Source organism: Aquimarina sp. AU119 (genome assembly GCF_900312735.1).
Lineage (GTDB): Bacteria > Bacteroidota > Bacteroidia > Flavobacteriales > Flavobacteriaceae > Aquimarina > Aquimarina algiphila.
Genome location: NZ_OMPF01000021.1, coordinates 63,891 through 79,538 on the forward strand (window position 1 = coordinate 63,891; position 15,648 = coordinate 79,538).

A 15,648-nucleotide genomic window follows, 5' to 3' on the forward strand; every position below is an offset into this window, starting at 1 on the left:
TTTTATAACAAAAAAATGAAAAAAGACAATAATAAAGTAATATACTGGCTACTCACAGGATGTTTATTAATTTTTATTATGGTAGTTGTAGGAGGTATTACAAGGCTTACACATTCAGGATTATCTATCTCTAATTATAAATTAATTTCGGGTACAATTCCTCCAATGAATGAAACAGAGTGGAATGAAGCTTTTGATCTTTATAAACAATACCCTGAATACCAAAAAATAAACAACCAATTTACTCTTGAAGATTTTAAAGATATCTACTTTTGGGAATGGATACATCGAGTTATTGGAAGATTTATTGGCGTTGTATTTATTATTCCTTTTATATATTTCTTAATCACTAAACAACTTACAAAATCCACAATTAGAAAATCTATAATTCTTATGTTATTGGGAGGTTTTCAAGGCTTTCTTGGTTGGTTTATGGTAAAAAGTGGATTGGTTGACAGACCTGATGTAAGTCATTACAGACTCGCTATGCACCTCACCTCTGCATTTATAACTTTCGCATATACACTTTGGGTTGCTCTAGATCTTATATATCCAGTGAAAAAAAATATAAATATTAAATTTAGAAACCTTCTGAGATGGACTTTAGGAATATTACTTATTCAAATTATTTATGGTGCATTTGTAGCTGGTCTTGATGCCGGTTTTTTACATAATCATTGGCCTTTAATGAATGATGGTGCACTAATTCATGAATCAGTATATATAGAGCAATCTCCAACAATAATGAATTTTATCCAAGGAAAAAGTGGAGTACAGTTCATACATCGCTATTTAGCTTATATTGTTGTAGGGTTCATTGTACTAGTCTGGTATAAAGGTAAGCATGTAGAAAAAAATAAAATCCAGACTAATTCATTGCATATAATTCTAATTATAGTTGGTATTCAATTTTTGTTGGGTATTTTCACTCTAGTATATAGGGTCCCAATCACATTAGGAGTGTTACATCAAGTTGTTGCATTTTTCTTACTTGGGGCAATGACTTTTTCATTACACCGTTTTAGTAAATAACAATGCTTTTATAGTATCTTTGTTTTTCCAAATTAATTAAGAATGATTTATCGTTTTAGAGTTATCCTGGATACAGAAGAAGATGTATTTAGAGATATCGAAATAGAACAAGAAGCTACTCTAGAGCAGTTTCACAATGTAATTACACAATCTTTTGGTTTTGACGGAACCGAAATGGCATCCTTTTATATTAGTGATGATCAATGGAATCAAGGTGAAGAAATATCATTATTTGATATGAGCGATGGCAATCAGCCTGTTCGTTTAATGAATGAAACTACTCTTATTGACGTTGCTCATGAAGCTTCTCCCAAACTAATTTATATCTATGATTTTTTGAGTATGTGGACGTTTTTGGTAGAACTGGCAGAAATTGCAGAATATGAAAACGGAAGAGAATATCCAAATATAATGTTTGTACATGGTCAATTACCTGATAATGCTCCTGAAAAGGAGTTCAAAGCAGATGATTTAAATGGTGAAGAAAATGAAAGTTTTATGGACCTCGACGAATATGATGATCTTGGCTTTGATGAAAACTGGAACTAATTCTGGTTTTTATCAAACCGATTAAAGCTTCGAATTAATATTACTCAACAACTTTGCTACTTTGTAGCTATGAAACTTAAAAAACTATGATCAACTTATATAGCACTCAAATTGAATCTCTTTCTGTTCATAAAATCGGAAATAAAAACAAAGGTGAAAATATATTTCTTTCGGAATCACCTTACATGGTTAATGATGAGCTAACAGCAATTCTAAAAGAGTATTTTTTTAAACCTTTTAGAGAAAAAGAAGAAAACTATTTTCAATTTGCTAATGAAGTAGATGTAGAATTCAACCCTTTATTCAAGATTGTAACCGAGATTTTTGAAAACCCTTCTTCTGTTCATGAAAGGTCAAAAAGAATTGCTTCTCTATTATATGAACAATCCAACCATCCACATATCAAAAGTGGAGAGGTCTATGTAACCTATTTAGACAATGTAGCTATAGATAATGAAAAAGTTGATGCTATTGGAATCTTTAAATCTGAATTAAAACATGACTTCCTTCAGTTTGAAGAAGGAGAAACCAATATAGAATTATTGATTCAACAAGGAGTAAACTTAAATAAATTAGACAAAGGGTGTTTGATTTTCAATCACAAAAAAGAAGAAGGATATAAAATTTTATCTGTAGATTCTAATCGCTATGACACAAAATATTGGTTAGAAAATTTCTTAGGCGTAGAAGCTTTTGCCGATGAAAATTTCTATACAAAGAAGTATATGAAATTCTGCCAGGACTTTGCCAAAGATGTAGTACTTCCTGCCGAAGATAAAAAAGAAGAGGTAATGTTTATGAATCGCGCAGTGAACCATTTTGCCAAAAACGATGAGTTTGAAGAATCAGCTTTCTTAAATGAAGTAATCGATAACCCAGACCTTATTCCAGAGTTTAAGCACTACAAAACCGAAAAAGCTCCTAAATATCAAATCGAGGACCTCACTTCTTTTCCTATAGCTAACAATGCCGTAACCGCTGCGCGTAAGAAGATGAAAAATGTAATCAATCTGGATACTAATGTCCAAATCAAAATGGACTTTATAAATCCTGAATCTGCCGAGAAGTTTGTAGAAAAAGGATGGGATGAAGAAAAACAGATGTATTACTATTTGGTATATTTTAACAAAGAGCAAAAGACTTAAAACCTGAAGCCGAAAAATAGAAGGTGAAAGTCTAAGGTAAAAGCATTTAAATAAACCATGGACTACATTATAGTAGGTATTGTAGCATTATTAGGATCGGGGTTAACATTTTTCTCTGGTTTTGGTTTAGGCACATTATTGATGCCTGTTTTTGCTTTATTCTTTCCTATTGATATTGCAATTGCACTTACCGCAATAGTACATTTACTCAATAACCTATTTAAACTTACACTGGTAGGTAAAAAAGCTAATATTAAAACAGTATTGCGTTTTGGGCTACCTGCAATTTTATTTGCTTTTTTAGGTGCATACACACTTGGTAAACTCACGAATCTAGAACCGGTATTTACTTATCAGTTTTTTGACAAATCGTATCAAATCACGGTAATCAAAATATGTATTTCGGTTTTACTGATCTTTTTTTCTCTATTTGACTTAATTCCAAAACTAAAAAGATTAGAGTTTGATACTAAATATTTACCTTTTGGAGGTGCGTTAAGTGGTTTTTTTGGCGGTATGTCTGGTCATCAGGGAGCTTTGCGTACTGCATTTTTAATACGAGCTCAATTAAGTAAGGAAGCTTTTATTGCGACAGGAGTTGTTATTGCTTGTTTTATCGATGTTTCAAGAATTGCAGTATACGCAAAAGATATTTTGGAGTTAGGCAATCAGCTTAATTACACAATGCTTGGTCTCGCGACAGCAATGGCTTTTATTGGAGCTTATATAGGAAACAAATTCCTTAAAAAAATTACTATCAATACGATACAAATAGTCGTGGGAGTCTTACTCATTGTTTTTGCATTGCTTTTGGGAATTGGGATTTTATAACTTGAATGACCGATGCCAGATGTTAGAAGTTTGAGTTATGATATTGCTCTTTCCTTATATTAGGATGACCAATTTTTCCGTTTTTTATATTTTCTTTAGACCTCCGTCTTCTGACTTCTAACTCAGATTCCTAAAAACATCAGCGTTTAGTGGTAAAGAAAAACATATTTATATATCTTAGCCATCGAATTCCTACCCTACATTAAAATCATTATTTATTTAATTTTTAATTTATGAAGAAAATAATTTTTCTATCGGTGTCATGTGTTTTGATATCATTGAACAGTGTAGCACAAAACACTTTTCCTGCAACTGGTAATGTAGGTATAGGGACAACAAGTCCTTCCTATTTATTAGATGTTTCAAGTTCTCTAAATGATTATCTACAATTTAGAGTAAAATCACCAGGCTCTCCATTAATAAAGCTTTCAGGAGCATACAATGGCGGTAATGGTGCCGAATTTTGGCAAAATGAGGGGGGAGATTTACGACTCAACATTAATAGCACTACAAATGGCTTATTAATCAAAGAAAATGGTAGTGTAGGCTTAGGTGGAGCAATAACAATTAATCCAAATGCCCCAGATAAAAATTATTTACTATTTAAAAACAATGGTACTAGCCTTGGTATTATTGGCTCCGATGGTAGTATTTCTGCTAATAACCCCAACAATTTTGGAATGTACGTCTATGGAAATAATGATTTAGAATTCTGGACTAATTCTGGTAAAAGATTAGTTATTAAAGGAAATGGTAACGTAGGAATAGGTACAACGACACCAGACTCCAAACTGGCTGTAAATGGTAAAATACATACAAAAGAAGTAAAAGTAGATTTAACTGGCTGGCCAGATTATGTTTTTGAGAATGATTATGAGCTATTATCATTACAGGAAGTAGAGGATCATATTGCAACGAAAGGACATTTACCAAATATTCCTTCTGCTGTAGAAGTAGAAAAAGAAGGGATACAACTAGGAGAAATGAATGCAAAACTTCTTCAAAAAATTGAAGAGCTTACGCTATATATGATTGCTCAAAATAAAAAAATAGAGAAACTTCAGCAAGAAGTTGAGGGACTTAAGAAAAGGTAAAAAAGAGTCCGGAGCTTGGAGTCGGATGTCCGAAGTAATTATTGGACATCCCATTCCTAACATTTGCCTTTTAACTTATGAACTCAGACATCCTATTTCAACCTTTTTTGCGCTTCTAATTTTCAGTTTTCCACTTTTCACTATAAGCATACAGCTTCTAGCTTCCGACCCCCGGTCATCCAATCTAAAGCTTCTGGCTTCGGACTTCAGCCTTCCAACAATCTATTCATATTTACATTTTCATAATTACGTCGTACAAAATCCATTGCAGTTTTTAGTACTTCTCCCATAGAACGACTACGACGAAATTTTAAGTCAAGGGTAAAATTATATAAATGCTCCCTTAATTCTTTCAAATTTTCTTGTGTAGAAATCGTGTCTTCACACATACAATCAACCAACGTTTCATATCTTGATCTGGATGTTAATATTCGTTTGGCAAGAATAGAACGTTCTTCTTTTTTATATTGTTCGATAGAACTGGGTTGTAATTTATTCATCACAATATCCACCATATCAAAATTTTCTTTAAAAAATTGTGGTTGATATACCTTTAATTTACCCTCAAAACATTGTTGATCAAAATCAATGGCACGTATTTTATATTCAACATGATCAAAATCATGAATCGGTATGATCACATAGTTATAAGAGCGCATATCACCCAACAACCGCATCTGACATCGTTCATTAAATTTCACAAATTCTTTGGCTATCTGTGACTTAGCCTGATCACTTAGATCTGGCAAGAAATCCTTAATAAATACATCTCCGGGAATCCCTGCAATATGTTCTTCTATCAGCGTATTTTTATATACTAAAAAGTTAATACGGTTTGGAGAAAACATATGTTCTAATTCTAATCCATAAATACGCGAAGCATCCGCTTTTTTTACATAAACATAGGTATAATTATCATTCAGGATATTTCTAACTTTAATTCTAAAAGGCTTTGAATTTCCAAACGTACAATAATCTATAGCATCAATATTTAAAAATTCAATAGCATCTTCATTACCATCAGAATGTAAGATTGTATATACTTTTTTAAGACTTGACTCTATCTCTACTCTCTCGTGCTCTTCATAATATACTCTCACCCACAGCGTATCTTCATCATTACTATCGTAAACTACTATTGATCCCGAAAACCTCAACAAATCATCATAAAACACAGGAATCTTGATTTTTCGATTACATTCACGCAGGTAAGCATCTAATTGATCATTTATAGGGTACGTCGGTTTTTTCTTCGACATTAATTTTTCTTCCATAACAGACTTTCTCTAAGAGAAGCAATTTACAAATTTCAAATCCAAATTCTAAAAACTAAGAATAATCCACGAATAACTATCAACTATCTTGTAACAAATCTCTATACTTGTCGTCTTGTTTTATATAACCGCCAAAAACAATTACAATTGGAAAATATACTGACCATAAATAACCTTACTAAAAAGTTTGGGCCAATTACAGCCGTCAAAGACCTCTCTTTTACTATAAAAAAGGGAAATGTGTATGGGATTCTAGGACCAAATGGAAGTGGTAAATCCACTACTTTAGGAATTGTTCTTAATGTTGTTAATAGTACTTCTGGTGGGTTTACCTGGTTTGATGGAAACACATCTACGCATGATGCATTAAAAAAAGTTGGAGCAATTATAGAACGTCCCAACTTTTATCCATACATGACCGCTGCACAAAACTTAAAACTAGTATGCCAAATCAAAGGTGTTTCTGCTGCAAAAATTGAGGAAAAACTTGAAGTTGTGGGATTACTAGATCGTAAAGACAGTAAATTCAGAACATTTTCTCTGGGGATGAAGCAACGTCTGGCGATTGCTTCTGCATTGTTAAATGATCCGGAAATTTTAATTTTGGACGAACCTACAAACGGACTCGATCCTCAAGGAATACACCAAATCCGAGAAATCATAAAAAAAATCGCATCTCAGGGAACTACTATTCTTTTGGCATCTCATTTACTGGATGAAGTAGAAAAAGTATGTAGTCATGTAGTTATTATAAGAAAAGGGATAAAATTATATTCTGGACCAGTAGATGAAATGAACGCAAGTTATGGGTTCTTTGAGCTTAAAAGCGAACAAAAATCAGCTTTGGTAGCCTGGTTATCAAAACATAAAGATTTTAAAAACTTTAAAGAAGAGGATGATAATAAAATTATTGCGTTTTTAGCACATGAGTTAGATGCAGAAAGTCTTAACAGGCAATTATTTAAAGAAGGGATAGTTCTTACGCACCTGGTAAAACGAAAAGAAAGCCTCGAAGAACAATTCTTACAATTAACCAACAATTTAAACTAAAGCCATGTTACGACTACTCAATATAGAATTTCAAAAATTAAGGTATAATAAAGCTGCCAAAGTATTAACGATTACATACTTTGTGCTCATTACAGCCATTGCATTGATTGCTTCTTATGAATTTAGTTTTGGAGGAGTAAACTTCCGTTTGGCAGATCAAGGAATCTTTAACTTTCCATATATCTGGCATTTTAATGCCTATATCGCAGCATGGTTAAAACTCTTTCTGGCGATTGTTATCGTGTCTATTATGGCAAATGAATATACCAATCGAACACTAAAACAAAATTTGATCGATGGATTAAGTAAAAAAGAATTTTTAGCATCAAAGTTTCTTACCGTTGTAGTATTTTCTCTTATTTCGACCGTATTTTTATTCATAGTATCATTAATTCTTGGATTGATCTTTTCTGATTACAATGAGTTTTCAATTGTCTTTTCGGGGATAGAATTCATTTTTGCTTACTTCTTAAAATTGGTAGGCTTCTTTTCATTTTGTATGTTCCTTGGTATTTTAATCAAAAGATCTGCCTTTGCCTTAGGGTTTTTAATATTCTGGCAAATTATAGAAGGGTTAGTCCGATTACTCTCTAGTCTATTTAAATGGAAATTTGATTCGGATATCATTGATAAAATAATACCTTTTCTTCCTTTAGAAAGCATGAGTAACCTGGTTAATGAACCTTTTACCAGATTAAATTTTGTACAGTCTGCAGCAAATCAGTTAGGAGAAAATTTTAAAAGTGATTATGCTGTACATTGGTATGAGATCTTAATTGTATTGGTTTGGACAGCAATTTTCATCAATCTTTCCTACAGATTACTTAAAAAGAGAGATTTATAATATATTTGAGTTTTAGAGCTCAAGTATGCGGAATATTTATGCCGTTTTTATTATTGTTTCCTTTTTTTACTTCTCGGCACAAAGTCAAGGAGAGGCTAATAATTGGTATTTTGGGCAAAATGCAGGGATCAGTTTTAATACTACCCCTCCTACTGCTCTTACTAATGGCCAAATAGATACTTTAGAAGGATGCACCACAATTTCTGATGCTACCGGGGGATTATTATTTTATACTGACGGAATCACTGTTTGGGATCGGTTTCATAATATTATGGATAATGGAACTGGTTTGAAAGGAGATCCTTCGAGTACTTCATCTGCTTTAATTGTTCCGCAACCCAATACACCAAATATCTATATCATTTTTACCGTAGATGAACCTCATCACGATAATGCAGATACAGATCCTCTAACATCTGATGGAGATGGCGTAAATGATGGTTTTATGTTCTCTATAGTAGATATGTCTCTAAATGGAGGAAATGGAGCAGTTGTTCCCGGACAAAAGAACATGCCATTGGTTACTTATAATACATCTGGACTTCTGGATAGTGCATATAAATGTTCAGAAAAGATAACCGCTATTAAAAGTGATGATTGTGATTCATTCTGGGTAATTACTCATTTTGTAGATACTTTTTATGCTTTTAAGGTAGATCAAACTGGCGTTAATACTACTCCGGTAAACTCACGTGTAGGAGTTACTGTGCCCCTCTCAGGATATCGCCGTAATGCATTAGGATATATAAAAGCTTCCCCAGAGGGAGATAAAATTGCTGTGGCACATTTTGGCTTTGCCACGGTCACTGCAGGAAATGGGCCAGGAAAAGTTTTATTATACAATTTTGACAATACTACAGGAATCATATCTAATGAAATCGAACTTTATAATGGAGATTCTCCATATGGAATAGAGTTTTCACAGAGCGGACAACGGCTTTACAGTACGATTGGTTTTGGAGATGAAGGAAATGGAAGAAGCTTTCTTATGCAATACGATTTATCACTCCCTGATAATCAAATAGCTGCAAGCGGAATCAGAATCCAAAATGAGAATAGTCAGGATTCATTTGATTTTAATGAAGGAGCACTACAATTAGGTCCAGATGGAAAAATATATCGAGCTCTTTTTAATTTTGCGTCAGAGCAAGGCAATTATCTTGGGGTTATAGAAAACCCAGAAGAATTAGGTAATAATGTAATTTATAACGAAAAAGGAATATTAGTTAATGTAGACGGGACCAGAAATGTTAGGTTGGGGTTACCTCCATTCATTCAATCTATTTTTGCACAGACTGTTGATATTATCAATAATGGTAATCCAAATGATGTAAATCTTCCTCTCTGTGATGGTGATACTTATAGACTATCATATCTCAATATTCCAGGTGCTACATATACCTGGTTTATTAATGACGCTCCTACCACAAATACCACTAATTTTTTAGATATTACTTCAACAGGCAATTATAGATTAGAAATTGATCTTAATGATGGTAGTTGTCCATTAATCGGAGTTGCAAATGCTACCTTCTTTGATGTTCCTGTAGCCGCTCCAGCAACTATGACACAATGTGATGCTTATCAAACCAGCGGAGATAACATTACTATATTTGATTTACATACAATTGACGATCAACTTACGGGTGGAAACTCAGAGTATAGCACTCAATTTTTTAATGATATGACTTCTGCTATGGCAGGAACTCCTAGAATAAATAATGAAGATAGATTCGAAAACAGTATGAATAATCAGCAAATCTATGCTCGTGTATTAAATACAAGAAATCCTAATTGCTTTGATATTACATCCGTTACATTAGAAGTAAGTACTACAGATGTAAATGATGTAGAACTTAGAGCTTGTGACGATGATGGTCTAGAAGATGGATTTACCACTTTTAATCTTACAGAAGCAAATGCTCAAGTATTATTTGGAATAACAACTACAGGACTTACAATTTCTTATTACGCAAGTACAGAAGACGCATTATTAAATAGAAATCCTATCACAACATATACAAATACGACACAAAATACTCAAGGAGATGATATCATTTATGCTAAAGCTGAAGAAAGTGATGGAGCATGTTTTGGAATTAGTAGCATTAGCCTCTTTGTAATACCTCTCCCTCAAATAGAAGCAGACACATCATATTTCTTATGTCAAAATGAAACCAGTATCGATATTGATGCCGGTATACCATTAAATGGTAACATTAGTGATTTTACAATATTATGGTCCACCAATGAAACTAGTCAAACCATTTCTGTTAGACAACCAGGAATTTATACCGCCCAAATTACGAGTAATCTGACAGGATGTTCTAAAACCAGAACTATAAACGTAATTGCTTCCAGTATAGCAACCATACAATCTATAGATATCAATGATGCTCGAGATAATAATACCGTCACAGTTAATGCAGTAGGTCTAGGAAACTATGAATATGCTATCGAAATAGAAGGAGTTTTGAGTAACTATCAAGACGATCCCACTTTTACAAATGTACCCCCGGGATTTCATACGATTTATGTAAGAGATAAAAACGGATGTGTCCCTGAAATTACACAAGATATTTCTGTTGTTGGTTTTCCAAAATATTTTACTCCTAATGGAGACGGCTTTCATGAAACTTGGAATGTTGAAGGAATATCTACCGAGGTCATGTCTAATTCTTTAATTTTCATTTTCAATCGCCATGGAAAATTACTTAAGCAATTAAGAGCAGGAAGCTCTGGCTGGGACGGTATATATAATGGTCAAATAATGCCTTCAAGTCAATATTGGTTTCGTGTAGAATTAGATGATGGTAGAATTCTTACCGGAAGTTTTTCCTTAATTCGATAATAAACTTCGCAAATAAAATTTTCTTATCTGTAGCCACCACTTTTAAAAAAAAGTAGGGTCTTTTAAAATTCATTTGTTTTTAGAATATAAAGACATTTAAATTAAAAAGTATCCTATGAAAAAATGGAATTACATATTAGTGGTTTTTTTAAGTATTATAACTTTCTCTATCCTGTCCTGTAGTAATGATGATGACGGAGCAAAACCCATAGAAAGTACCGATAATAATCAAAATGAAGATAACTCATTAAAAAATTTGACACTCTATAAAGTTGATGGAGAAAATATTATAAAACAAAAGGATTTTGACGTAACAGGAAATGCTTTAGTATTACAAAAAGACATTAAAAAGCATCAAGAAATATGGAACCTTACAAAAAAAATTATTCCTCTTGATTATCGATCAAAAATGAATGAATTCATGATTTATTATGGTGATGAAAGCGAAGAAGAAGGTGTTCTTGGCTACGTAGTAGAACGCACAAAAGATCTTTCTAAATGGCAAATGGGGATCGCAATAGATTATGCTTACGAGGGTGGATTTAATGCAAAAGGAGAACTTGCATATACGATAATACATGAATTTGGACATATCATTACTTTGGATGATACACAGGTTGACTCTTCTATTGAAGAAAGTAATTGTCAAAATTTTTATACAGGAGAAGGTTGTGCAAGAGATAACTCGAACATTAATCAACTTCAAAAAAAGCACTGGGCAGATATCTGGGATGAATTTCAAAATGCAAATAGCGAAACCGAAGCACAGGCATTTTATGATAAATATAAAGATCGATATGTAACCCAATACGCATCTACAAATCCTGGTGAAGATATCGCTGAAGTTTTTGCAACATTTACAACAAGAGAAAAAGGTGTATCAGGAAATAGCAAAGCCGAACAAAAAATTCAAATCATGTATGATGATGATAAAATGATAAAACTACGAAACTACATAAGAGGAAACATCGCTAAGAGTAACAGAAACTTTCTACCAAATCCTGGATCATGGAAAAGAGCAAACTCTATCGGGGATAAGAACAAATCTCATTGTAGACTCCATAAAAATTAAAAAGATAATCCTGTAACGGGTCGAAAAAGTCAGAGCAATCAAAACAAATAAGATTATGAAACCTTTTATTATTATATTAATATGTATAAATTTCTCCTGTAACACTGTACAAAAAACTCTAAATACTTCTTCTCAAAAAGAAGCTATAATTTACTATTCCAAAAGCCCTTGTCATGGCAAATGTCCAGTTTATGATTTATGGATATACAATGATGGTTCTATTTCTTATTCCGGGATAAGTAATGTTCCTGTTGTAAAAAACATAAACAGGAAATTAGATAATCGAGAAATTAAAACTTTAAAAAATATACTGGATGAAGATCCTCATCAAGATGTAATATTTAAAAAAAGATTAGACCGATCAATTACCACCTTACGCTTTAATAATAAAGAATATAAATATTACAACTCTAGTGATAATGATTATATAAAGAAACTTGATAAAAAATTAAAGAGCATAGTAGAAAGGATCATATCGAATGTAGAAAATGATACTTAAAATTATATTATAGTTTATCTGCAAAATGTGAACACAAATGGTGAGTTCTGATACGACTTTATCAATATTAAATGAGTCAATTAATCTATTTATAATTCCCTATGTTGTTTTTTATTTGAGTAAAGAGGCTACTTGTACTACATCAAGTAGCCTCACCTATACATTTTCATAATATTTTAGGATCGAATCGTATTGAATTTCAATTTTCTTAAAACGAATAACATCATTAGATATTTTTAAGAATAAATAGCTCTACATATGTGTTTTGATTCAGTATCTTTATTCTTAAAAAGAAAGAGTATACAATGAAGTTCGAACTGGAATCTGAATTCAAGCCTACCGGAGATCAGCCAGAAGCTATACGACAACTAGCAGAAGGTATAGAGGCAAATGAAAAGTATCAAACACTTCTTGGAGTCACAGGTTCAGGAAAAACCTTTACTGCTGCCAATGTAATTGAAAGGGTACAACGCCCTACCTTGGTATTAGCTCATAATAAAACGCTTGCGGCACAACTTTATTCAGAGTTTAAACAGTTTTTTCCTAAGAATGCTGTAGAGTATTTTGTTTCGTATTACGACTATTACCAGCCTGAAGCTTATATTCCTACTTCGGGAACATATATAGAAAAGGATTTATCTATCAACGATGAAATCGAAAAAATGCGACTAAGCGCAACTTCCTCATTGTTATCAGGAAGAAGAGATGTACTTGTCGTAGCATCTGTATCATGCTTATATGGTATTGGTAATCCTGTAGAATTTCAGAAAAATGTAATCTCAATACAAGCAGGACAATTTGTATCCAGAACCGCTCTATTACATCGCTTAGTACAAAGTTTATACTCCAGAACTGAAGCAGAGTTTAAGCATGGAAATTTTAGAATAAAAGGAGATACTGTAGATATTTTCCCAGGGTATGCTGATGATGCATTTAGAGTACATTTTTTTGGAGATGAAATTGAAGAAATTGAAGCTTTTGATGTTCAGACTAATGAAATCATTGAAAAGTATGATCAATTAAATATCTATCCTGCCAATATGTTTGTGACTTCTCCTGAAGTATTGAACGGCGCTATTGATCAAATAGCATTAGATTTGGGTAAGCAGGTAGAATATTTTAAAGAAATAGGAAAACCATTAGAAGCAAAAAGACTTGAAGAACGCACTAATTTTGATCTCGAAATGATTAAAGAATTAGGGTATTGTTCTGGAATAGAAAATTACTCTCGTTATCTTGATGGAAGAGCTCCTGGAACAAGACCATTTTGTTTATTGGATTACTTTCCTGATGACTATCTGATGATTATTGATGAAAGTCATGTTACAGTACCTCAAACCCATGCTATGTATGGTGGAGACCGTTCTCGAAAAGAAAATCTTGTAGAATACGGGTTCAGGCTTCCTGCTGCAATGGATAATCGCCCCTTAAAATTTGAAGAACTTGAAGCGATACAAAACCAGGTTTTATATATTAGTGCAACACCTGCCGACTATGAGCTACAGAAAAGTGAAGGAACATATGTAGAACAAATCATAAGACCAACCGGATTATTAGATCCAATAATCGAAGTACGTCCCAGCTTGAATCAAATTGATGATCTTATCGAAGAAATACAAAAGAGAATTGAAGTCGATGAACGTATTTTGGTTACTACTCTAACCAAAAGAATGGCAGAAGAATTAGCAAAGTACCTAACACGAATAGAAGTTAGATGTAGATATATTCATAGTGACGTAGATACATTAGAACGAGTAGAAATCATGCAAGATCTCAGAAAAGGAATCTTTGATGTGCTCATCGGTGTAAACCTACTTCGTGAAGGACTAGATCTACCAGAAGTATCACTAGTCGCTATTTTGGATGCTGATAAAGAAGGTTTTTTAAGAAACAAAAGATCTTTGGTTCAAACTGTTGGTAGAGCTGCCAGAAATGTAAACGGTAGAGCGATTATGTATGCGGATAAGATTACTGATAGTATGCAAAAAACAATAGATGACACAGAGTATAGAAGAGGGAAACAAATTGCTTACAATAAGAAACATGGTATTTCTCCTAAAGCTATCAAAAAATCATTAGACAATGCTCTTGCTGGCAAAAAGGTTGAGCCTTATACTTTTGAAAACGCTCCTACATTACAAGCTGCAGAAGAAGAAACATTATATTATACCAAGGAACAACTCGAAACCCGCATTCGAAATGTTCGAAAGGAAATGGAAAAAGCCGCAAAAGAACTAGATTTTATGACTGCAGCTCGACTAAGGGATGAGATTAAAATGTTACAAGGAAAAATTCAAGATCAAAAAGTGTGATTTTTTGAAATAACATACTATGAATTACTTATAATTATAAATTCAAAAAATATTCAACTACTATGAGTAGCATTTCAATTGAAAAATTTATTGAAGTAATCCCTAAGGCAGAACTTCATTTACATATAGAAGGAACATTCGAACCCGAATTGATGTTCGAAATTGCAAAAAGAAACAATAAGAAAATAAAATATACTACTGTTGATGAATTGAAAAATGCATACAGTTTTAATAATCTGCAGGAATTCCTTGATATCTATTATGCTGGAGCCAATGTCTTAATTGAAGAACAGGATTTTTATGATCTTACCTGGGCCTACCTTACCAAAGTGCATGAGCAAAATGTAGAACATGTTGAAATCTTCTTTGATCCCCAAACTCATACTGACCGAGGCATTTCTTTTGATACAGTAATTAATGGAATTTATAAAGCCTTACAGGATGGTGAGAAGAAGTTAGGAATCACAAATGTTCTGATTATGTCTTTTTTAAGACATCTCGATGAATCCTCTGCTTTTGAAACATTACAACAAGCTTTACCCTTTAAGGAATGGATCGGCGGAGTTGGTTTAGATTCTTCAGAAGTAGGGAATCCCCCATCAAAATTTGAACGTGTTTTTGCAAAAGCCAGAGAAGAAGGTTTCACCCCCGTAGCTCATGCTGGAGAAGAAGGTCCGGCAGAATATATTTGGGAAGCGCTGGATTTGCTTCATGTAGCTCGTATTGATCATGGAAATCGTTGCCTTGATGATGAAGTTCTTGTAGAAAAACTCGCAGCATTACAGATACCCCTTACTCTATGTCCTCTATCTAATTTAGAATTAAAAGTCGTTACAGATTTAAAAAATCATCCCATCTTAAAAATGATGGATAAAAACCTTTTGGTAACTGTTAACTCTGATGATCCAGCCTATTTTGGCGGGTATATGAATGAAAATTACTGGGGTATTGCACAAGCTCTTGATCTTTCAAAAAAGCAAATTACTGAGCTTGTAAAGAATAGTTTTAAAGCTAGTTGGTTACCCGATACAGAAAAAGAAAAGAAACTTTTAGAACTTGATCAATATTTTCAAAATCATTAAATGCTTTTAATCG

General features: G+C 32.9%; 13 protein-coding genes. 12 read left to right on the forward strand and 1 reads right to left on the reverse strand.

Annotated features, from left to right (window positions below; genetic code table 11):
* The first annotated feature begins 15 nt into the window (after nt 1-15).
* The 5 genes from DK442_RS16960 to DK442_RS16980 all read left to right on the forward strand — a co-directional run bounded on the left by DK442_RS16960 (nt 16) and on the right by DK442_RS16980 (nt 4,651).
* The gene (locus tag DK442_RS16960; protein WP_109437089.1) at nt 16-1,032 is read left to right on the forward strand and encodes a COX15/CtaA family protein; all 1,017 of its coding nucleotides are present in this window, start codon (nt 16-18) and stop codon (nt 1,030-1,032) included.
* A 42-nt stretch (nt 1,033-1,074) separates the two neighbouring features.
* Nucleotides 1,075-1,581 (forward strand): hypothetical protein, encoded by a 507-nt coding sequence (locus DK442_RS16965; protein ID WP_109437090.1) that lies wholly within the window; start codon nt 1,075-1,077, stop codon nt 1,579-1,581.
* An 86-nt stretch (nt 1,582-1,667) separates the two neighbouring features.
* Complete coding sequence (locus tag DK442_RS16970; protein ID WP_109437091.1) at nt 1,668-2,726, forward strand: nucleoid-associated protein; 1,059 nt, start codon at nt 1,668-1,670, stop codon at nt 2,724-2,726.
* A gap of 57 nt (nt 2,727-2,783) precedes the next feature.
* Entirely contained in the window at nt 2,784-3,557 is a 774-nt protein-coding gene (locus DK442_RS16975; protein ID WP_109437092.1) for a sulfite exporter TauE/SafE family protein, read from the forward strand.
* A 233-nt stretch (nt 3,558-3,790) separates the two neighbouring features.
* A complete protein-coding gene (locus tag DK442_RS16980) occupies nt 3,791-4,651 on the forward strand; it encodes a tail fiber protein (protein ID WP_160114231.1) in 861 nt (286 codons plus the stop codon).
* A gap of 206 nt (nt 4,652-4,857) precedes the next feature.
* Here the strand turns inward: DK442_RS16980 and DK442_RS16985 are convergent, their stop codons facing one another.
* Nucleotides 4,858-5,925: a hypothetical protein gene (locus DK442_RS16985; protein ID WP_109437094.1), complete on the reverse strand. Its 1,068-nt coding sequence runs from the start codon at nt 5,923-5,925 to the stop codon at nt 4,858-4,860.
* A 147-nt stretch (nt 5,926-6,072) separates the two neighbouring features.
* Between DK442_RS16985 and DK442_RS16990 the strand changes: the two genes are divergently transcribed.
* The 7 genes from DK442_RS16990 (at nt 6,073) to DK442_RS17020 (ending at nt 15,635) form a co-directional block, all read left to right on the forward strand.
* Complete coding sequence (locus DK442_RS16990) at nt 6,073-6,975, forward strand: ABC transporter ATP-binding protein (RefSeq protein WP_109437095.1); 903 nt, start codon at nt 6,073-6,075, stop codon at nt 6,973-6,975.
* A gap of 4 nt (nt 6,976-6,979) precedes the next feature.
* The gene (locus DK442_RS16995; protein WP_109437096.1) at nt 6,980-7,819 is read left to right on the forward strand and encodes an ABC transporter permease; all 840 of its coding nucleotides are present in this window, start codon (nt 6,980-6,982) and stop codon (nt 7,817-7,819) included.
* Nucleotides 7,820-7,844: 25 nt separating this feature from the next.
* The gene (locus tag DK442_RS17000; RefSeq protein ID WP_109437097.1) at nt 7,845-10,670 is read left to right on the forward strand and encodes a T9SS type B sorting domain-containing protein; all 2,826 of its coding nucleotides are present in this window, start codon (nt 7,845-7,847) and stop codon (nt 10,668-10,670) included.
* Between the two features lie 115 nt (nt 10,671-10,785).
* A complete protein-coding gene (locus tag DK442_RS17005; RefSeq protein WP_109437098.1) occupies nt 10,786-11,742 on the forward strand; it encodes a hypothetical protein in 957 nt (318 codons plus the stop codon).
* A gap of 55 nt (nt 11,743-11,797) precedes the next feature.
* The gene (locus tag DK442_RS17010) at nt 11,798-12,241 is read left to right on the forward strand and encodes a DUF6438 domain-containing protein (RefSeq protein ID WP_109437099.1); all 444 of its coding nucleotides are present in this window, start codon (nt 11,798-11,800) and stop codon (nt 12,239-12,241) included.
* 305 nt (nt 12,242-12,546) lie between these two features.
* The gene (gene uvrB, locus DK442_RS17015) at nt 12,547-14,553 is read left to right on the forward strand and encodes an excinuclease ABC subunit UvrB (protein ID WP_109437100.1); all 2,007 of its coding nucleotides are present in this window, start codon (nt 12,547-12,549) and stop codon (nt 14,551-14,553) included.
* Nucleotides 14,554-14,615: 62 nt separating this feature from the next.
* Nucleotides 14,616-15,635 carry an adenosine deaminase gene (locus tag DK442_RS17020; protein ID WP_235010981.1) on the forward strand — a complete coding sequence of 340 codons (1,020 nt, stop codon included), beginning with the start codon at nt 14,616-14,618 and terminating at the stop codon, nt 15,633-15,635.
* The last annotated feature ends 13 nt before the right edge of the window (nt 15,636-15,648 follow it).

Excerpts from the sequence above, each read along its gene's own strand:
- DK442_RS16975 (WP_109437092.1), top strand. The coding sequence starts at position 2,784 with ATGGACTACATTATAGTAGGTATTGTAGCATTATTAGGATCGGGGTTA.
- DK442_RS16970 (WP_109437091.1), top strand. The coding sequence starts at position 1,668 with ATGATCAACTTATATAGCACTCAAATTGAATCTCTTTCTGTTCATAAA.
- DK442_RS16965 (WP_109437090.1), top strand. The coding sequence starts at position 1,075 with ATGATTTATCGTTTTAGAGTTATCCTGGATACAGAAGAAGATGTATTT.
- DK442_RS17020 (WP_235010981.1), top strand. The coding sequence starts at position 14,616 with ATGAGTAGCATTTCAATTGAAAAATTTATTGAAGTAATCCCTAAGGCA.
- DK442_RS16995 (WP_109437096.1), top strand. The coding sequence starts at position 6,980 with ATGTTACGACTACTCAATATAGAATTTCAAAAATTAAGGTATAATAAA.
- DK442_RS17010 (WP_109437099.1), top strand. The coding sequence starts at position 11,798 with ATGAAACCTTTTATTATTATATTAATATGTATAAATTTCTCCTGTAAC.
- DK442_RS16985 (WP_109437094.1), bottom strand. The coding sequence starts at position 5,925 with ATGGAAGAAAAATTAATGTCGAAGAAAAAACCGACGTACCCTATAAAT.
- uvrB (WP_109437100.1), top strand. The coding sequence starts at position 12,547 with ATGAAGTTCGAACTGGAATCTGAATTCAAGCCTACCGGAGATCAGCCA.
- DK442_RS16960 (WP_109437089.1), top strand. The coding sequence starts at position 16 with ATGAAAAAAGACAATAATAAAGTAATATACTGGCTACTCACAGGATGT.
- DK442_RS17000 (WP_109437097.1), top strand. The coding sequence starts at position 7,845 with ATGCGGAATATTTATGCCGTTTTTATTATTGTTTCCTTTTTTTACTTC.
- DK442_RS16980 (WP_160114231.1), top strand. The coding sequence starts at position 3,791 with ATGAAGAAAATAATTTTTCTATCGGTGTCATGTGTTTTGATATCATTG.
- DK442_RS17005 (WP_109437098.1), top strand. The coding sequence starts at position 10,786 with ATGAAAAAATGGAATTACATATTAGTGGTTTTTTTAAGTATTATAACT.